21 protein-coding genes and 2 pseudogenes are annotated in these 17,867 nt (G+C 68.9%); 6 read left to right on the top strand and 17 right to left on the bottom strand.

What is annotated here, in order from left to right; translation table 11 throughout:
• Nucleotides 1–68: 68 nt before the first annotated feature.
• From ACZ7HQ_RS41090 to ACZ7HQ_RS41070, 5 genes and pseudogenes are all read right to left on the bottom strand, one after another.
• Nucleotides 69–1,112, bottom strand: a complete 1,044-nt coding sequence (locus ACZ7HQ_RS41090; RefSeq protein ID WP_471001537.1) for an AAA family ATPase — start codon at nt 1,110–1,112, stop codon at nt 69–71.
• Nucleotides 1,109–1,378: a hypothetical protein gene (locus ACZ7HQ_RS41085; RefSeq protein ID WP_471001534.1), complete on the bottom strand. Its 270-nt coding sequence runs from the start codon at nt 1,376–1,378 to the stop codon at nt 1,109–1,111. The genes ACZ7HQ_RS41090 and ACZ7HQ_RS41085 overlap by 4 nt, the downstream gene beginning before the upstream one ends.
• 139 nt (nt 1,379–1,517) lie before the next feature.
• A complete protein-coding gene (locus ACZ7HQ_RS41080; RefSeq protein WP_471001532.1) occupies nt 1,518–2,297 on the bottom strand; it encodes a hypothetical protein in 780 nt (259 codons plus the stop codon).
• A 58-nt stretch (nt 2,298–2,355) separates the two neighbouring features.
• Nucleotides 2,356–2,847, bottom strand: a complete 492-nt coding sequence (locus ACZ7HQ_RS41075; RefSeq protein ID WP_471001529.1) for a hypothetical protein — start codon at nt 2,845–2,847, stop codon at nt 2,356–2,358.
• A 205-nt stretch (nt 2,848–3,052) separates the two neighbouring features.
• Nucleotides 3,053–3,269 (bottom strand): annotated as a pseudogene (locus ACZ7HQ_RS41070) (LacI family transcriptional regulator); the annotation flags it as partial.
• Nucleotides 3,270–3,325: 56 nt separating this feature from the next.
• Here ACZ7HQ_RS41070 and ACZ7HQ_RS41065 point away from each other — a divergent pair.
• Nucleotides 3,326–3,817 carry a GNAT family N-acetyltransferase gene (locus ACZ7HQ_RS41065; protein ID WP_471001526.1) on the top strand — a complete coding sequence of 164 codons (492 nt, stop codon included), beginning with the start codon at nt 3,326–3,328 and terminating at the stop codon, nt 3,815–3,817.
• Nucleotides 3,818–4,018: 201 nt separating this feature from the next.
• Here ACZ7HQ_RS41065 and ACZ7HQ_RS41060 read toward each other — a convergent pair whose 3' ends face one another.
• The 12 genes from ACZ7HQ_RS41060 to ACZ7HQ_RS41005 all read right to left on the bottom strand — a co-directional run bounded on the left by ACZ7HQ_RS41060 (nt 4,019) and on the right by ACZ7HQ_RS41005 (nt 14,289).
• Complete coding sequence (locus ACZ7HQ_RS41060) at nt 4,019–4,162, bottom strand: hypothetical protein (protein WP_471001523.1); 144 nt, start codon at nt 4,160–4,162, stop codon at nt 4,019–4,021.
• Nucleotides 4,163–4,264: 102 nt separating this feature from the next.
• Nucleotides 4,265–4,453 (bottom strand): hypothetical protein, encoded by a 189-nt coding sequence (locus ACZ7HQ_RS41055; protein WP_471001520.1) that lies wholly within the window; start codon nt 4,451–4,453, stop codon nt 4,265–4,267.
• Nucleotides 4,454–4,521: 68 nt separating this feature from the next.
• Entirely contained in the window at nt 4,522–6,660 is a 2,139-nt protein-coding gene (locus ACZ7HQ_RS41050; protein WP_471001517.1) for a chromosome segregation protein ParM, read from the bottom strand.
• 82 nt (nt 6,661–6,742) lie between these two features.
• Nucleotides 6,743–7,162 carry a conjugal transfer protein TraB gene (locus ACZ7HQ_RS41045; RefSeq protein ID WP_471001514.1) on the bottom strand — a complete coding sequence of 140 codons (420 nt, stop codon included), beginning with the start codon at nt 7,160–7,162 and terminating at the stop codon, nt 6,743–6,745.
• Nucleotides 7,163–7,183: 21 nt separating this feature from the next.
• Nucleotides 7,184–8,998 (bottom strand): ATP/GTP-binding protein, encoded by a 1,815-nt coding sequence (locus tag ACZ7HQ_RS41040; RefSeq protein ID WP_471001598.1) that lies wholly within the window; start codon nt 8,996–8,998, stop codon nt 7,184–7,186.
• A 560-nt stretch (nt 8,999–9,558) separates the two neighbouring features.
• A complete protein-coding gene (locus ACZ7HQ_RS41035) occupies nt 9,559–9,864 on the bottom strand; it encodes a hypothetical protein (RefSeq protein ID WP_471001595.1) in 306 nt (101 codons plus the stop codon).
• The gene (locus ACZ7HQ_RS41030) at nt 9,864–10,340 is read right to left on the bottom strand and encodes a hypothetical protein (RefSeq protein WP_471001512.1); all 477 of its coding nucleotides are present in this window, start codon (nt 10,338–10,340) and stop codon (nt 9,864–9,866) included. The genes ACZ7HQ_RS41035 and ACZ7HQ_RS41030 overlap by 1 nt, the downstream gene beginning before the upstream one ends.
• A 112-nt stretch (nt 10,341–10,452) precedes the next feature.
• Complete coding sequence (locus tag ACZ7HQ_RS41025) at nt 10,453–12,057, bottom strand: DUF2637 domain-containing protein (RefSeq protein ID WP_471001509.1); 1,605 nt, start codon at nt 12,055–12,057, stop codon at nt 10,453–10,455.
• Nucleotides 12,058–12,490: 433 nt separating this feature from the next.
• The gene (locus tag ACZ7HQ_RS41020; RefSeq protein WP_471001592.1) at nt 12,491–12,667 is read right to left on the bottom strand and encodes a DUF5999 family protein; all 177 of its coding nucleotides are present in this window, start codon (nt 12,665–12,667) and stop codon (nt 12,491–12,493) included.
• A gap of 211 nt (nt 12,668–12,878) precedes the next feature.
• The gene (locus ACZ7HQ_RS41015) at nt 12,879–13,049 is read right to left on the bottom strand and encodes a hypothetical protein (RefSeq protein WP_471001506.1); all 171 of its coding nucleotides are present in this window, start codon (nt 13,047–13,049) and stop codon (nt 12,879–12,881) included.
• A gap of 75 nt (nt 13,050–13,124) precedes the next feature.
• Nucleotides 13,125–13,391, bottom strand: a complete 267-nt coding sequence (locus ACZ7HQ_RS41010) for a WhiB family transcriptional regulator (RefSeq protein ID WP_471001503.1) — start codon at nt 13,389–13,391, stop codon at nt 13,125–13,127.
• 223 nt (nt 13,392–13,614) lie between these two features.
• Nucleotides 13,615–14,289, bottom strand: coding sequence for a hypothetical protein (locus ACZ7HQ_RS41005; protein WP_471001500.1), 675 nt, complete (start codon nt 14,287–14,289; stop codon nt 13,615–13,617).
• Nucleotides 14,290–14,542: 253 nt separating this feature from the next.
• Here ACZ7HQ_RS41005 and ACZ7HQ_RS41000 point away from each other — a divergent pair, with 253 nt between their 5' ends.
• From ACZ7HQ_RS41000 to ACZ7HQ_RS40980, 5 genes and pseudogenes are all read left to right on the top strand, one after another.
• On the top strand, nt 14,543–15,130 hold the full coding sequence (locus tag ACZ7HQ_RS41000) for a GntR family transcriptional regulator (protein WP_471001497.1): 588 nt from the start codon (nt 14,543–14,545) through the stop codon (nt 15,128–15,130).
• A gap of 102 nt (nt 15,131–15,232) precedes the next feature.
• On the top strand, nt 15,233–15,991 hold the full coding sequence (locus tag ACZ7HQ_RS40995; protein ID WP_471001494.1) for a DUF5919 domain-containing protein: 759 nt from the start codon (nt 15,233–15,235) through the stop codon (nt 15,989–15,991).
• Nucleotides 15,988–16,791, top strand: a complete 804-nt coding sequence (locus ACZ7HQ_RS40990) for an inositol monophosphatase family protein (protein ID WP_471001491.1) — start codon at nt 15,988–15,990, stop codon at nt 16,789–16,791. The genes ACZ7HQ_RS40995 and ACZ7HQ_RS40990 overlap by 4 nt, the downstream gene beginning before the upstream one ends.
• Nucleotides 16,791–16,949 carry a hypothetical protein gene (locus tag ACZ7HQ_RS40985; protein WP_471001488.1) on the top strand — a complete coding sequence of 53 codons (159 nt, stop codon included), beginning with the start codon at nt 16,791–16,793 and terminating at the stop codon, nt 16,947–16,949. Before ACZ7HQ_RS40990 ends, ACZ7HQ_RS40985 begins: the two co-directional genes overlap by 1 nt.
• Nucleotides 16,950–17,358: 409 nt before the next feature.
• A pseudogene (locus ACZ7HQ_RS40980) lies at nt 17,359–17,867 on the top strand (hypothetical protein); the annotation flags it as partial.

Genomic DNA, 17,867 nt, shown 5'->3' with positions numbered 1-17,867 from the left:
GGTGCGCGGCGAGGCCGACGGTCCCGCCCTGGATCGGTAGGTGGCAGGCCTCGCAGCCGTGCCACCACTCATCCCCGGCCGGGAGTTCGGCCGGGGATGCGGGGGCGGGTGCGGGCCGTCGGCGGCGCGGCTCGCGTCACCGCGTCCGCGTACTGCGCCTCGAGGTCTGCGCGGCCCTCGGGGGCGTCGTCCAGGTCGTGGTCGCCGCATTCCTGGTCGACGTCGTCAAAGCCACCGTGGACGGTGCAGACGATGTCCGGGTCGCTGTCCATGGCGCCGGTCAGCGCCTTGTGCAGGTCGGTGATCGAGTAGACGGGCGCCCACGCCTGCCCGGTGCACTCCTGATCGAAGGGGCAGGGCAGCAGGACGTCAAAGCCGAAGTCGCCCTCGCCGTCGACGTCGTCGCGGAAGGCGAGGGTGAGGTGCTGCTCGCCGAGGCGGATCTCGGCGACGCGGTCCCGGCCGGTCACCAGGTCCGAGCCGGGCCGCCACTGCCACAGCGGCAGGATCTCCGGCCCGAAGAAGCGGCGGACCAGGAGCAGGCTGCCCAGGCCCTCGCTGCCGTCGCGCCCGAGGTCGGCCTCGCGGACAGCAGACAGGCGTGCGAGGAACGGCTCCAGCCGGTGGAGGTTGTCGGCGAAGACGATGGTGTTGAAGCCTTCGGCGGCCAGCCGCTGGTGCGAGTGCAGCATCGCCTGGTGCTGGGCGCAGACGACGTCCTCGGGTACGCGCCGGTTGTCCGGGCGCGGGCCCTGCCGCTTCAGGCACACCTCCAGCGGTGTGGCAACGACGATGGCGACGGTCGGCATGCCGTGCCGATTGGCAGCCATCACCAGCTCCACCCTGATGTGCTGCTCGCAATTGGTCGCGTCGATCACCGTGTTGAGTCCCCGGGCCATCCGGCGCTCCAGGATCAGCTTGAGGACGTCAGCGGCATCAGCCGTGGCGTCTTGTCGGCCGGGGCAGTCACTGACCACGCCGCGCAGAGCGTCGAGCGAGAGGACCTGGGAGGCCGGCCAGGTGCGGGCGAGCGTGGACTTGCCTGCGCCGGAGGCGCCGATCAGCACGATCAGCGCGTGGTCGGGCAGTTCCGGGTACAACACCGAGGTCATTGGACGTCTCCTTGCGGGTCGAGGGAGCGGGCGGCCCAGGTCAGGCGCTGCCCGGCGTTGTCGGTGAGCAGGGCGGCGGCTTCGTGTAGGTGGCAGGAGGCGTCGCCGTCGCCGTAGCGGTCGGGCTCGAGCTGCTCCGCCCGGCGGTTCAGCGGTGCTACCAGCTGCGCGAGTACGGGGAAGAGGCCGCCGGGGACGTCGACGTCCTCCTGGAGCTCGCGCTGGATCGCGACGAGCTCGCGGGCGTCGATGTCGTCGGCCTTCATCCAAGACTTCGCAATGAAGTAGAAGTCGATACCGGCGCCTGCTGCCAGGTCTCGGTGAGGACCCGGCGGCAGGCGTCCCGGGGAAGGTCGGGCGGCGCCATCAGGCGGGCGGTGCTGGAACGGGCGGAGCGGGTGAAGGTCAGCGTTTGAGCGGGTGGATGTTGTCGGGTTCGTCGCCGAAGTCGTCACTCGGCGGGGTGGGGGAGGGGAGGGTGGCGTGGAGGTGGAGGGCGGGGTTGAACTGGGGCTGGAACTGCGGGGGGTGGTTGTGGACGATGGGCCGCAGGGTCAGGCCGCGGAGGGCGAAGATGCTCGCCAGCGCCCACATGAGGGCGGCCAACCCGGTGGCGGCAGCGCGGCCTCCGGCCGGGGAGGCGGACCAGACCATGGCGAGGCTGCCGATGCCGAACAGCACCCAGGCGATGCGGGCGCCGGCGCTGCCGAGGAAGCCGCCGATGAATCCGAGCAGTCCGGCTAGCTGCCAGAACGCGTACAGAGCGGCGGGGGCGACGGCAAGGTGGGCGGCCTGGCTGGCGAGGAACACCCGGATGGGGTGGTCAATCGTGCCCCACAGAACGCTGCCGTCACCGGCGTTGGAGGCCGAGACAGCGGACAGGCCCCTGAGGGTGGCGCTGGCGATGTCACCGGCGGTGTCCACCATCATGACGATGAGGCTGACCCCGGCGATCAGTGCGGCCGCCTTGATCCAGTTGGCGATCTCGTGCCAGCTGGCGTGCCAGGCCCGGAAGACCTCTTCCCAACGCTGGAAGAGGAAGCCGCCTTCCTCCCAGGACTTCTTCCACGCGGTGCGCAGCCGTGCGAGCCGCAGCTTGTCCTTGCGGGGCGGGGGCAGTTCGGACAGGTCGAGGATGCTGTTCGGGCGGTGCTGGCCGTTCATCTGCCTGTCGTTGCTGGGCATGGTGAAGCTGCTCCTTCGCTGAGTCGGTGGTGAGCGGTAGCGGGCTGGCCGAAGTCGGTCAGCGGATCTCGTTGCGGGTGCGGGCGAAGAACGCCCCGCGCGTGGTGCTGTTGTTGTGGATCTCGGTGTAGTGGGTGACCGGACCCTCGAAGACGTTCCTGGTGACGGCGGAGCGCGCCCTGCTGATCGCACCGCCGATGGCAGTGGCGACCATGGCCAGGCCAGCGAGCGGCAGGGTGACCATGAGGACGCCGTTCAACGTGACCGAGGACAGGCCCTGCAGCACGAGCCAGGCGCCGCAGCCGATGCCGGTAACCCCGGCACCGACGCCGACGGAGGCCACCGCGATCCCGGCCGCCCAGGCCGGGACCATCCGCTGGTCCTCCTGCTTCACCGGCGGGGTGGTACCGAAGGCCGGCGGCTCGGTGTCGTCACGGAACGAGGTGGGGTGGTGACGTACTGGCTTGCCCGCCCACTCGTCGAGCAGGCGGCGGGCTTCGGCCGCGGCCTCGGACTCGGGCATGCCGGACTGGGTGTGCAGGGGGTCCATCGGCTTTCTCCGAACGCGCGGGAAGGGGAGCGCCCTCCTGGCCGTGGCGGCCGGGAGGGCGCGGGGGAATGGCCGCGCGCAACGGCGAAGGGTGCCGCCAGATCAACTCCGGCGGCACCCTTCGGCGTCGTGCGTGGTGCGGGCTGTATAGGTCGTGTTTTAGGTCGGGGTTCCGGTCCACACCTCGTACGGCGATGATCGCCGTGTGGGGCGTAAGTCCCTTCGCCACTGGGGCCCCAGCACGCCTCTGCCCGGCCTTGGGCTGCCCTCACCCGTACGGGCACGCCGGGCCACGGGTCCGCGAGCACGGGAACAGGCCGAGACTCCTGCGGCGCCTTCCTCGGGTACCAACCGGAGGCTGCGGGCGTGAACAGCCGCGTGGCGAACTCGTTCCGTCGCCAGTGAGCAGTCTGGTCGACAGCACGCCACCGGAAATACTCGGTGGGAGTGCCACACACCGTTGGTTAATCTCACGCAGATGGAGATCCGAACGTTCGAGGAGCCTGATTGGCCGCAGGTCTGGCCGATCGTCGAGCAGATCATCCGTAGGGGGGACACCTTCTGCTACGACCCGCAACAAACTGAGGTGCAGGCGCACGACTTGTGGGTGGTACCGCCGCCAGGGCACGTCGTAGTGGCCGTTGAGGACCAGCGCGTACTCGGCACCTCCAACATGTACGCCAACCGGCCAGGCCCGGGTTCGCACATCGCCAGCGGAAACTTCATGGTCGCGCCGGAGGCTCGCGGTCGGGGTGTCGGCCAAGCATTGGGCGAGTATCTGCTGGACTGGGCGCGAAGCAGTGGATTCGCCGGCGTGCAGTTCAACGCCGTCGCGGCCTCCAACGCACCAGCGGTCAGGCTGTATGAGCGTCTCGGGTTCGCCATGATCGGCACCGTTCCCGGCGCGTTCCGGCATCCAACGCTGGGTCCGGTCGGTCTGCATGTCATGTACCACAACCTGGGCTCGTGACTATCACCGACCCCACACCGGCATCAGCGGCCACACTCCAGCCAGTCGCGTCACCAACCTGTCCGGACAGCACATCTATGCCGTGCTTTAGGTCAGGGTTCCGGTCCACGCCTCGTACGGTGATGATCGCCGTGTGGGGCATGGGGAGCTTTCTGATGAGCAGTGGTCGGTGCTGGAGTCGTTGCTGCCTGCGGCGGGTGTTTAGTCGGGGGTGTAGTTCAGCGCCCCGCAGTTCCAGCAGTCCCATTCGGCGGGGACGTCGACCAGGTCACAGCAGTCACAGTCTTCGCCATGTACGACGCAGTCCTCGCCGCAGTCCCAGCAGGTGAAGTGCAGGTGAGCCATGCCCTTGTCCTTCCCCGTGATCGTGGTGGGGTTCGACAAGAGCATGCGCCAGATATCGGCGTTTTGCAGCAGGGTTGGGGAAGCAGGCCGGACCGCCCCGGGTCAGAAGCTGGAGATCAGTCCGGCGAGCGAGGCGAGGCCGCTGTTGATGGTCGGGGCCAGGCCGGTGGCGGCGAGGGTGAAGCCGAACAGCGTGCAGGCCAGTGCGGAGCCGACGCGGACGTAGCCGCCCTTGAGCAGGACGAAGACGATGATGCCCAGCAGCACGGCGGCGGAGATGGAGAGGGTCACGGCGGGTGGTGCTCCTTCACAAGGGGTCGGGTGGGGCCGACCGCGCGGCCCCGGGGTGGGTGGTGTGATCAGGCGTCGGTGAGGCTCTTGATGGCCTCCAGCGCCTGGCGGGGCGAAGCGACCTGCTCGGAGCGGCCACGGCCTCCCTTGGGGCCGCGCCCGCCGCCGCCCTTGCCTCCGCCGCCGCGCCGGCGGGACTTGCCGTCGCCGCCGTCGTCTTCGTCGGGCTCGGGCCAGAACTCGCCGGGCCGTATGGGCTCGTTCCAGTCGAACCACAGGTCGCGCTTGTCCAACTCCGCGATCTCGTAGTCGGTGAGCCGGTTAACCTCGTCGGGGAACAGGTTGGAGAGGTCGGTGTCGAAGTCGGCGTACAGCGACCGCATGAGCACGGCGCGGCCGTTGTCGAGGACGATCACAGCGACGCCACCGGTGGAGACGCCGTTCTCCGGGTCGGCCTCGCCCTTGATGGCCCGCTCGATCGCGGAGCCTTCGCTGCGGGAGTAGCGGGCCGGGATGGTCGGCACGTCGTAGGCGTTCTCCATGGTCCCCTCCGCCGCCTTGCGGGTGGCGCCGGGCGAACCCATGTTGAAGATGACCGGCCGGCTGTTCTGCCGCAGATTGTCCTTCATCTCCGTGGAGAACCCGTTGTGCGCGAACGGCGACTGGCCGGCCGGGTTGAAGCCGATGCCGTACTTCAGCCCGGTGACCGTGAGGTCCTCGCCGTCCTTCTGGATGAACTCGCCGAAGTCCCCATCCTGGGCAGCGGTCATGAACTCATCCGCGTACACGTTCAACTGCCGGTAGGGGCAGCGCTTATCGCCCGGCTTGTAATCGTGCGGCTGACCGTCGTGCGGCCAGGGCATCTCCGCCCTGATCTCACACAGCGCCTTCGCCGCCCGCAGGGAGCGGGCCATCCACAACGCGGTCGAGCCCTGCCGGTCGATGTACCGGCCCAGCGTGGTCGTCTTCTCGTCCTTGCGGACGGTGGACAGCCACACCACCTGGCCATCCAGGGACTGGGCGGCCATGTTGATCGCGAAGAACTGCGTCTTGCCCGACCGGGACACCCCGAGGGTGAGACCGTGGGCCGGGGCGTTCTTGTCGTGCTGGTACACCATGGTCTTCACCGGCTGACCGGTGATGGTGAACCCGCACACGTACATGCCCTTGGCGTCCGGGGTGAGCAGCTCGCGGGTCGCGGGGAAGATCGCGCTGAGCGGCGGGGTGTCGAACGCGCTGATCAGGAACTCCGAGCCGTCGATGAGGACGAACACGCAGGAGTCGTCCTCGGGCAGGCCCAACGCGCGGCAGACCTTGGCCACGTCGATGCGCGGCGTCTCGGTGGAGTCGGCCATCTTCGCCCGGTAGAACGTCACCCCGCGTGCGTCGTCGCGGGTCTTGTAGACCAGCTCGGAGCCGGGGGCACCGCCCTTGGGCCCGCCGACCCGATCCGTCCAGCGCTCCTGCGCGGTCGGCCTGCTACGGCGCCGCTGGTTGGCGTCGGGGGTGATGCGGGCCTCCATCCAGCCCGGGCCGCCCTGGCGGCCAGGCTGGATGGCGACCTCCGCCAGGACAACGTCGCTGGAGTGCACGCCGAACGGCGCGGCGACCGCGGCCTCCGTGAGACCGGTGATCGGCCGTCCGGTCTCCGAGGCGCGCAGCAGGATCGTCATGTCGTGCCGCTGCCCGGGGTGCCGGGTGGCCTTGACGATGTGCGTACGGCCGGGCATCCCGGCCTGCTCCCACAGCACCCGCGCGTCCCGGGTGAGCAGGTCAGCGCCGTCGTCCGGTCGCGCCGGGGACGGCTCGGGAGCTTCGGCGAGCACCGGCTGCGGGACGGGGGCCGCGAAGGCGGGGCGGTGACGGCGGCGGGTGTGCCGGGCAAACGGCATCACCAGGTAGCCGGCCGCCGCCCATCCGGCGGCGAGCAGCCCGTCCAGCCAGTACGGGCCGAAGCCGCTGGTGTGCCCGGCGGCGACGTCGACGGCGGCGGCCAGGACCAGCGGCGCCCAGCGCAAAATTTTGCGTCCGGCGCCGGGCTCATCGCTCTTGGCCGCGAGGAAGATACCGCCGATCCCGACCGCGCCGGCCACCTGCACGACCTGGTTGACGGAGCTGTCGGGGTACAGGTTCGGGGCCACGGCCAGCACGGGCGCGGCGAGGGTGTAGGCGAGGCGTTCGAGCGCGACACTGCGCGGCGTGGACACCGGCTCTTCCTTCGGGGGACGAACACGGGCGGCCCCGCAGATCGCGGGGCCGCCCGTGGCGGGATGGGTGGGGGAGTAGGAATCAGCGGTTGAAGAACCCGGGCCTGGGCGTCCTCTCGCACCGACCCGAGCGGAGGTCATCCAGCACCCCGTACAACTTCGAGTGCGTCCGCTTGGTCTCGTAAGCGAGGTCGGCGGTCTCCTGCGCGGTGTCGTGCAGCTCCTTGACCTGCACCCCGGCACCCCCGAGGGCGACACCGACGTTGCTGGTCAGCTCCACGAACTTCGGGTCGAGTTCGGCATTGGCCACGTCACGGGCCGCGTCCTCGGCACGCTTGGCGTTCCTCTTGACGCTGCGCACGAGTTCCTCCAGGCCGAGCCCGGCGTCGTCGAGCGCACGCCCGAGGGCATCGAGCTTGGCCTGGACGGCCTTATAGCGGTTGTCGCCGTCGGCCGGCGCGGGCACCGCGCCGCTGGGGCGGGGCGCGAGATCGCTGCTCATCAGCGGGATTCCTCCCTCGTCCTAGTCGTGGTGGGCGGCGGCCGACGTGTACTTCAGGCCCGCGTCTTCCTTCGCGGCCATGTCCTCGCCGTACACGCGGGCCACCATCGCGGCCGCAAGCTTGGCGGCCTCCAGGGCCAGCCCGCACTCGGTCGCGCACCGCTCCGCCTGCTGCTTCATGCGGGCCGCAGCATCGGCCAGGTCCGAGATCAGCTCGGTGACCTCGGTGGCCACGTTGTGGTCGCCGATCAGGTCGGCGGCCATGTCCCGCAGGGCGTCGGCGACCTTGTCCAGGGCCTCCGCGAGGGCTTCGGCCCGCTCCTGATCGGAGGCGGCCTGGATGGCGATATTCGCCATCTCCATCAGGTACTCGTCGAACGTGATGTCCGTACGGTGCTGGGCCCCCAAGTTGCCCGCCCCGGACGGCCTGCTGACCTCCGAGCTGCTCACACTGCTTCCTTCCGTGCTGGTCGGCCGGCTGGTGCCGGGCCGTGCGGTGTGCTTCTCCGGCGCGGGCGGCAGGACCCTCACGCCAGGCGCGGCAGCTGCGGGCTCGTCGGGGACGATATCCGCGTCGACGATGCCGTCTTCGCCCTTGGCGTCGGTGCGCGGCGGGCGGGCGGGACGGTCGGGCCACTCCACCGTCGGGGTGGAGTCCTCCGCGCCGAACGGGCTGTCCGCCGGACGGCCACGCCGACCGGCACGACCCGAACGACGGCCTCCCGTCCCACTGGTGCTGCGGATACGTCCACGCCGTCCGGCCCCGCCCGTGCCATCAGTGCGCCGACGCCGGAACCGACGCCGCTTCTTCGCGCCGTCAGACGCCCCGTCACCGGCCGTTGAGCCGGTGCCCGGCGCATCGCTCGCCTTGCCGTCCTTCGCAGCGCTGGAGGCCCCACCAGGGCCATCCTTGGCGGTCTTCCCGTCCTTCGCAGCGCTGGAGCCCCCATCAGGGTCGTCCTTGGCGGTCTTCCCGTCCTTGGCGGTCTCCCCGTCGGTGCCCTTGGCCTTGGAGTCCTTGTCCTTGGTCAGGCTCACCTTCTCGGTGCCGGCCTTGCCGTCCCTTGCATCCTTCGCGTCGGCGCGGCGCTTGTCCCAGCGGCGCTGGGCTTCCTCGCCGACGGCCTGGCCTAGCGTGGTGCGGCCCGGCGTGGCCGACGTCGCGGCTTCCCGCTTCGCCTTCCGTGCCGCGTCGCGCTCCTGGCGTTTGGCTCGGCGGTCTTCCCACGCCTGCTGCCGATGCGCGCGGGCCTGGTCGCGGTCCTTGGCCCGGTCCGCGACACCGGCGGCGTGCCCGGCGCTGCGCCGTTCCTGCCGCCCGGCCTGCCGGACCCCGGCACGCTCCTGGCGGCCACGGGCCCGCTCGGCACGGGCGCTGGACGCCGGGCCACCGTCGCCCCTCGAACTCCCGCCGCTGTTACGGCCGGAGCTGCCAGAGCCCGTCTGAGAACCTTTCGAGCCCCCGGACGAACCGCTGCGCCCAGAACCGGCTGCATGGCCGCCAGAGGCCCGGTCAGAGCCCTTCACGCCGCCCTTGCCGCCTCCGCCGCCCCCGGTCGAACCGGACCCCGAACGCCCACCGGGGCCACCGGAGTTGGAGCCGCGCGAGCCGCCGGACCGGTTCGGCCCCGGGCTCCAGTTGCTGCGGGAGGGCCCGCCGCCGCCACCGCCGCGCGAGGACCCGCCCCCGCCGCCGGCCTTCGAGCGGCCCTTGTCCGCCCCCAGGCCGGAGCCGGACGACTTCGTGCCGGCGGCATCCGCCTTTCCGCGCGCAGCCGCCTTGTCACCCTTCGCTTTCATCATCGCGGCGTGGAGCTTTCCGTTCTGCTCCATCATCGCGACTTCCTGCGCGGTGCGGCCCTCCAGCAGCGCCGCCTTCCGCGCTATTTCAGCCTCACGGAAAGGAGCTTCGCTTTCGTGATTGGCCCGCGCCATTTCCAGCCGGAATTCCAGCCAGTCACCGAGACGGTCAGCGAGAGAACGCGGCTGAACGTATTCGCTGTCGAGCTCGATATCCGCTTCATCATCCGGATCAGGCGGGGAAATTCCGTCCGAACGCAGCGCCATTGCCGGGTCCGGCACGGCCGGAATCGTCGGCAGCTCCATCGTCGTCTCCTCCGGACGCTCTGGGGGAGCTTCCGGAATGTCTTCCGGTGGTGGAATGGTGTCGATGAAATCCGGGATCGGCGGCAGCGTGCACGTGGAATCACCGCTCCATGGGCCGCGGACCAGCGTTCCACCGCCGGTGTCGTCGGACTCGTCGGACACGGTGCACCCCCCTCCAGGGGACTTGACAAACAGTGGGGTCTCGTGTGTACGCGCGTGCACGTGCACGTGTGCACGCTTTACGCGCGCGAGGCCCCGCCGGAGCCCGGCGGGGCCTTCGGGGGCGACACTCAGTTATGCGGACCGTGCTGCTTCAGGACGGTGTCCGCGTACTGCATGAGGTGGTCGAACAGCCGCGGGTCGCCCACCTGCCGCTTCTCCAGCACCAGCTTGAAGAGACGGCAGACCAGCGTGAACGCGGTGATCACATCGCCGCGACCAGCCTTGATTTCCCTGATGATTTCGGACCGAGTAACGCGGAGCCAGAATTCCATCCGGCCGATCTCGCCGCGACTTTCGATCGCCTTGCGCTCTTCTTCCTGCAGCCAGCCGTTCCGCCCTTGAATCGAGCGTTCGGCACTGCTGAGGGGGCGCATCACGCCGACTCCCTACCGAGGTCATAAATCGACGTAGGACCACTGTATCCGGAATTCTGACTCTGCTCACCCTGCTGCGGCGGGTTGGGTGCGACCTGGAGCGTCGGCGGGTTCTTCTTCCGCTGCCCTTCCAGCTCCTTTTCCTTCCTGTCCTTGACTGTATTCACAACAGCCTCATCGTGGGCGCGGCGCTTATAGGCGCTCTTTTCCAGGCCCGAGGTCAGGCTGTTCAGGTTCCTGAGAACCTGCCCGAGGGCCCTTTCGACAGGCATCGCGCGCAGCCTGGCGTGATACCAGCGGTCGCCCTCCACGTGCGTATCGCGCAGGTGCACGCGGGTCTCGATCGCGAGGGTCTCCAGGTTCTTACCGATGTCCAGCAGGACCCGCTGAACGTCGGCCAGGTACCGGGCGGTTGCCTCCGGGCTCTGCGCGACGCCGCGCAGAGGGCAGTGGTTCGGGTCGTTGTTACTGTTCACGGCGGGGATTCCTCCTGGTGTACTGGTGGGGCTGTGACTGCTTCCGGCAGTCACAGTGAGGGCCAGCCCACTTCCGATGGGCTGGCCCTCACTGGTGGTGCCGGACGGTGAATCAGAGGCGATAGCCGCCGGCGAGCAACTCGGCTGCCTCCTGGCGGTACTCCGAGGCCGTGCCGGGGGAGGCGACCGCCAGCTCGTGCTGGATGTCGGCCAGCGGCAGCCGGTCGGCCTCACCGCCGGCCACAAGGATCATCCGGGCGACCCGGCGGACCGCCCGCTCGCGCGGCTTGAGCTTCGCGACGTCCTCGGCTTCGACCGCGCGCCGCTCGATTTCGGCAGCAGCCCGCCGCACTTCGGCAGCAGCCCGCTCGGCTTCGGCGGCTTCCCACCTGGCGCGCGCGGCGTCAGCGAGAGCGACCTCCCGGAGGCGCTCCTCCTCAGCCTTCTTGCGCGCGGCTTCGGCGGCGGCGCGCTGCGTTTCGGCAACAGCCCTCTCCATTTCGGCAGCACGCCGGTTCGCTTCGGCAGCAGCCTCGCGGGCTTCGGCAATGGTCCGGGTCTCGATCGCCTGTGCCTCCGCCGCGGCGACCCGGTCGGCCTCCGCCGCGAGCTTCCGCTTCTCGGCTGCCTGCCGCTCCAGCTCCGCCGCGCGCAGGTCCGCGGCGGCCTTGGCCTCGTACTCGTCGGCCTCCTTGCGCTCCGCCTCCGCCTGGCGGGCTCGGGCTTCGGCGACCACCGCGTTGTCCAGGGCCTCCTTCTCCAGCGCTGCGGCCCGCTCTGCGGCGCTGACCTGGGCCCGGGCGTGGGCGCGGGCCTGGCCGGTCTGGCCGTCGACCTCCGCCTGAACCAGCTCCACCTTGCCCTTGGCGCGCAGCCGCTCGGCTTCGGACTCCGCCTTGGCAACCTCGCTGCGCGTCTCCGCGTCCAGGCGGCGGCGCTCGGCTTCCTCCGCACGCTCCTGAGCTGCCTGTTCCTGCTCATCGGGCATCGCCAGGGCCTGGTCAACGGTGTAGCCGTAGGGGGCCATCGTCATCGGCAGCAGCTCATCCTCGGATGCCTGGGAGATGTCGCCCTTGTACTTGCGCTTGAGCCACTGCTCGTACGCGATGAGCTGCTGGTCGCGGCGGATCATCTCCGGGTAGGAGGTGACGCCCCACAGCCGCATCCGGCGAAAGATCCGGGCCGTCGCGACCGGGGCGAGGATCCACCGCAGCAACGGGATCGAGTCGCGTTCTTCCTGGTCAGGCCGGACGACACGGTCGATCGAGGTGCGGCCCAGCTCCACCACCATGATGAAGAGGACCGGCACGACACCGTGGGCGCCGGCGGCGACGTAGTCCAGCAGCTTCCAGGCCCCCTGCGGGGCGCCGGACGCGGCGTTGAGGACGACCGTTGCGGCCGTGAGCAGCCACACGGGGTAGCGGATCCAGCCGATGGGGCGCTTGAGCCAGGCCATCAGCAAGTCGACCGCGATCATCACCATGATGCCGACGTCGACGCCGACCGCGAACAGCTGGCCCTTGCCCAGCGAGCCGAAGCGGAGCTCCTTGTAGGCGAAGTCCGCGACATGCTCGAAGGACAGGTACAGGCCGATGCCCGCGAGGGCGAGCGCGGCGACGACGATCGCTGCAGCCGTCCACTTCTGGGTGCCGGTCAGCTTCGCCGTGGAGGTGTCTGTTCCGGTTCCGCTTTCCGTCTCCGAAACGAACTCCGGCACGTCCGAAACGGTGCCGGGTGTCCGCGAAACCGGCTGAGGTGTTCCCGAAACGGCGGCCGGTGAAGCCGCCTCGGGGTCGGGTTCGGCCGCGGTGCACGGCCAGTCGGTGATCATCATGGGGGCCTCCAGAAGGGGTCATTCAGGGCGCGCGCGAAACGGCGGGGGCTGCTCCCGAAACGCGGCGGCGCGCTCCCGAAGCGGCGGTCGGTGCGGTCGGATGATCACGAAACTGGCACCGGCTCCACCCGCTCCGGGCGCACCAAAAGGCCAGCCGCCAGTGGTGCGGGCGCCGGCTCCGGGGGAGCGCAGGGGGCCGGCTCGAAACTGTCCGTGGCTCCCGCCGAGCGGGAGCGAAACGGGACTGTCCGACTCCCCGTCACCGCCCCACCCGGCCGCCGTGGTTGGCGGCCGGTGCGGGCGGATCAGGCAGTCGTCAGGCCGTGACCGCGAGAGGACGGTGCGGGGCGATGGTCCGGCCGTCGGGGAGCAGGTCGCCGGTGTCATCGAAGACCACCACGGCGTTGCACAGCAGGCTCCACCCCTGCTCCGGGTGGCCGGCCACGACGCGGGCGGTGTCGGCCGCCGGGCACTTCGGGGTGTGCGTACACAGAGAGTCCGGCTGCCGGCGGTGCAGGCCGGTGTCGTCCAGCGGCGACTTGAGCGAGATCGTGCGCGCCATGGGTTCTCCTGAGCGAGGAAGCGAACCCGGGACGTTCCCGGGCGGAGGACGTGCGAAAGACCGGCCGCTCGTGCAGCGGGCGACCGGCCTGGAGGAAGAGCGCGGGTCGGGGGGTGAGTTGAGATCCCGTCCCGCCGTACGGTCAGCTCTTGCGGAGCCGGTTGAGGTACGCCTCCTGGAGGCGGTTGAACGAGCCGTACAGGCGCTGTCCGGTCTCGCACCGTGCCTCGGGCGAGCAGCTCGTGCACTGCTGCTCGTGGTCACGGTGCGCCCGGTCGGCCGCCATGTAGCGGGTGTAGAGGTCGTCAGCCATGCGCGCGGCGACCGAACTCGTGCTGCTCGTTGGTCCGGCGGAGCGCGTCCTCCAGGCGCTGACGGTCGGCGTCCGTCATGCCGAAGCCGCCTTCCTCGCCTGGAGCCGACGGCGGGCGGCGCGACGCTTCATCGAGCGCCGCTCGTCCTCGGACAGCCCGCCCCAGACGCCGGAGTCCTGACCGGACTCCAGCGCCCACTGGAGGCACTGCTCGATGACGGGGCAACGGCAGCAGACCGCCTTGGCCTCCTGAATCTGCAGGAGTGCCGGGCCGGTGTTGCCGAATGGGAAAAACAGCTCGGGGTCCTCGTCGCGGCAGACCGCGTTGTGACGCCAGTCCATGCCGATCACTTCCCCTGCCGGATGCGGCGCAGGGCCTCATCCATGTCCGGGTCGGAGTCGCTCGGGTGGTGTGCGATGCTGTTTCGCATCAGGTCCTCCATACGGGTCCTGGACAGCCCCGGGGGTCTCAAGTCGCCGGGGCTGTCATCGTGTTGGCTGCCGTACGAGCAGCCACAGCCGCCCCCACCGGGGGGACGGCCGTGGTCGTTCGTCGCTGTTTCGGTCAGGAGGTGCGGAACAGGTGGTCCCGGGCGATCCCGGTCATGCGGACGGCGAGCTGCCGACCGGCGTCGCACGGCGTCCCGTTCTTGCACCGCGTGCACAAGGAACGGTGCTCGCGGAAGGCGGTCCGCAGCTGCCCGTAGATCGGGGCAGCCGGAGCGGCGACGATCCGAGCACTGCGGCGGATCCGCTGGCGCAGCTCGATGACTCGGGCACAGCGGCCGGCGCGGCAGCGGGCGCAGTCGCTCTGAAGGTGTTCCGCGAGCTGCTCGCGTAACGGGCGGGTGGCGGCGGGCATCTGGACGGGCGCCGGGGCCGCCTGCGGGCGTGGCTGGTGAATCGGGCGGGCGGAGCGGCGCCCGGCGGCCGTGCTCTCGGCCGTGAGCAGGCGCTCGCTCCACAACTCGGGGGTGATGTCGATGTCGATGCGCTGCGCGCTGCCGGGGCAGCGGCGGCCATTCGACAGCTTGGCCTGGTCGGCGTCGTCGCGGTAGCGGCGGCCATCGGGCCTTGGCTGCTCCACGTCGTCACGGTGCGGGTGGATCATCGAACGGGTCAGGCGGTGCCAGGTGTTGCAGTCGGGGCAGACGACCGAGCGGGTCTCGCCTTCCCGGAGGTTGAGGTGCTCGGGTCGCAGGCTGCTGGCCTTGATCGGGGCACGGCCGTTGTGACGCATCGGTCTCTCCCTTGCTGTTGCGTTCTCCGCCGGCCAGGAGCTGGACAAGGCCCTGCTTCTGGCCGACGGGCAGCGCAACGGCTGCGGGCGGCGCACCTGGCTGTTGCCTTCAGGGGACCGCGTCGAACTTGTCACCCCGGGCCGGCGTGTAAGCACGGATAGCCAGACATATGAAGTTGCCGGACTCAGACTGCCGAGCACCTTGAACACAAGGTGCATCAATGTGTATAAGGTTGTCAAGGAGGTACAGCCGATGAAGAACGTCGATGCCCTGCTGGTTCTGAGGGAGTTGGTGTGCTCCACTAGGTACAGCTTGTATAACCTGGTACACAAGGGAGGCCCACAGTTGGGCGATGAGATCGGGCAGCCGGAGTATCGCCGACTCATGCAGGACTTGCGCCGTCAGATCTCAGACGGCCGGCTCCCTGTCGGGGAACCGATCCCGTCGACTGCGAACCTTGGCCAGCGCTACGGCGTGTCCAGCACCGTCGTCCGACGAGCAGTAAGTGAGCTCCGTTCGGAAGGTCTGCTGTACGGACAGCCAGGCAAGGGAGTGTTTGTCAAAGCCAAGCCTAAGGAGGCCGTAGACGAGAAGCAGGTGCTTGAGCGCCTCGCCTCCGGACTCGCTGACGTTCAGTCCCAAGTCGACGGTCTTCAGACGGCAGACACGCAGACTCTTGAGGCGTTCCGGCAGGAACTAGCCGAACTTCGCCGCGTAGTCGCCGTCCTCCAGACCCAGTTGATCGACCTGTACGGAAGAATGGGACAGCCATATCCGCGGGATGCTGCGCCCCTCAGGAGTAGTACCAGCGGGGCGGGGCGTCAGGCCACAGGTACCTGATCTAGTCATGCGAGGGGGATTGTAATGTCTGGGGCTGAGGTCGTATCACTTCACGGCCGAGCGTCTTACCGACCCGACCTTGGGCAACTAGCTCGCAACCAGATGGTTGCCGCCCGCGCGGCCAAGGGGCTGTCCAGCAGCGAATTTGCTGCACTGCTCGCCACCATGTTGGGCTGGCCGGTCGGCGCAGAACAGGTCGAAGCGTGGGAGACCAGCGCAGTGCCCCCTGGTGACGTTCTCGTGGCAGCTGAACTGTTAGTACGTCAGGCTTCACCTGCTTTCAGTAATGGTGCCGATGCCCTAACACAGATCGTCGGTGACCGTTTCGCAGACCTTGTCGGTGTCTACGCAAGCCGGTCAGAGTTCCAGGCGAAAGTCCCTCCCACGGATATCCTGGACAGCGCCCAAGATATCCGCGCCGCCGGTCTGTCGCTGAATCTGCTCTGCCAGACATACTCGGAGGCCCGACTGCGCGAGATCATTGAGGCCGGGGCAAGCGTGACTTGTCTGTTCCTCAAGCCCTATGGCCATTTCATCGCTCAACGCGAGAGCGAGGAAGGCTACCCGGAAGGCCGACTGTCCGCGCTCACAGCCATGAACCTGACCATCATGGAAGAGCGTGTGGCTGGCCGCCTCTCAGCCGAGGGTGCAAAGCGCCTACAGATTGGCGTTTACGACGAGCCGATTCGTTTCAACATCCTTCTCGTTGACTCTCAACTGTGTGTGGCTCAGCCTTACCTACCGGAGGTCCGCGGTGTCGACTCACCGACGCTGTTAATCCGGAAGCACCGGGCTGCTGGCGGCCTGTACAGCACATTCGAACAGATCTTTTCCTCTCTGTGGGAAAGGCGAGAGAGTTGACGCTGAACTTGCTTGAACTGCTGCAGATCGGCTCCTCGGCTGTCGACCAGGCCGCCACGGTAGTCCGAGAGATGGCGATCGGCCATGTCTCAGATAAGGGAGACCGAGACATGGTGTCTGCGCTCGATCTGGCTGTAGAAGATAGAGTGCGCACCTTCCTGAGGCGGGAGACTCCCGAGGTCGGCTTCCTCGGAGAGGAACGCGGCGGAGAAAACATCGACGGAGCCGACCTGACGTGGGCACTAGATCCCGTAGATGGCACAGCCAATCTCGTTCACGGCCTTCCGCTGTGCGGGGTGTCCCTTGGCTTGGTGCAGGGAGACCGCTCCGTCTTGGGTATTATCGATCTCCCCTTCCTACGTCGCCGATTCCAGGCTGCTGAGGGAAATGGTGCCTACGACGGGGATACCCGTCTGAAGGCAAGCTCCACCAGCTCGCTCGACGCGGCCATCGTTTCAATCGGCGACTACGCAGTCGGCGCTGCAGCGCAGGAGCGGAACCGAAGTCGGCTGGCCGTTACGCGTCTGCTCGCTGAACGAGCCCTCCGAGTCCGCATGTTCGGGTCCGCAGCGGTCGACCTAGCTTGGGTCGCTTCGGGCAAAGTTGATGCCACGATCGCGATGAGTAATCACCCATGGGACATGGCCGCTGGCGTCTGTATCGCCCGCGAAGCCGGATGCGCGGTTATGGACACGGACGGAGCGCCCCACACCTTGAACTCCGGAGCAACGATCACAGCGGCACCAGGTGTACGCGATGCAGTTTTGAAGTTGCTGCACGACAGCAGGAGCCTGATGTGATGATCGAGATGCTTCAGGACATCTGCATCCTGCTTCGAGAACACAACACCCCGCCGTGGTGCCAGCAGCGCGTGAGCGCGAGCTGGCCCTTCGGCGGGGTGTTCGTCCTGCATGCGGCCACCCATGTCTCTCAAGTCGAGGGGGCAGTCATGAGGTAGGCCATCAAGGGGCGGCGCCTGCAGCGCAGGACTTCTGGCCGCCCCAGGGACGCCCGGCCACCCAGGTGATTAGCAGTCACCTCGGCTGATGGCGCCCCACCCGCCACCGGGAGGGCTTAGCAGGCCCACCCGAAGGATCTGCCCAGTCGGTTAGCGGCCGACCGCGCAGTTCGAGCTCGGTTCTCGGCGAACCCACGAAGCGCCAGAAGGCCCTTCGTTATGCCCTCTCCCAGCGCGAGAGAAGGACAAGAATCATGTTGCAGCATCGTGCTGCCCTTTGTCAGCCCAACCATGCCCGGTTGGCGTATTTTGCGCCGTCTATCCGGTCACAGTTTCCCGTTCAACCAGCCATATCGCCATGCGAGCGGCCTTCCGAGGCGCCGCATCCGCGTGCTGTCGGGATGCCCGCGTGAGCACCGTGGCGACGCCAGCCGTCGCGATGGTGCCCGAGCCGCGTCCGTCGCTCGACGACGCGGGCGCGGTCGACGTGCCTCCCGGGCAGCGGGATCCCCTGCGGTCAGTGCCAGCCTTCGGGCAGTCGTGTGACAGCGGCCTGGACGACGCACTGCGTCTCGGTCGGGGGATGCGGCTGCGGCTGCGTGCCGCGGTCCTTGCGCTGCTCGCGGATCCGTCGGTGGCCGGGCTGAAGGACACTCCGAAGCTGGCGACGGTGGTGCTGTACGCAAAGTCGCGGGCGCCGCAGGGCCGCGAGGACGACAACCAGTCGTCGATCTGGGGCGCGGAGCTCGGCCGGTGGCTAGGTGTGAAGGAGTCGACGGTTCACCACAAGGTGCTGCCCGCGCTGCGTGACTCGGGCGCACTGGGCGGATTCAATCGGTCGTCGCAACACCTCTGTGAGCTGGAGGTTTGCGGGTGGGTGTGGGGAATCGGCAGCGAGCGGCACGGGAGTATCGTGGG

The organism is Streptomyces sp. NPDC037290, from assembly GCF_055603245.1.
The sequence above is the reverse complement of the archived record's forward strand: the minus strand, read 5'-3'. Positions and strand labels throughout refer to the sequence as shown.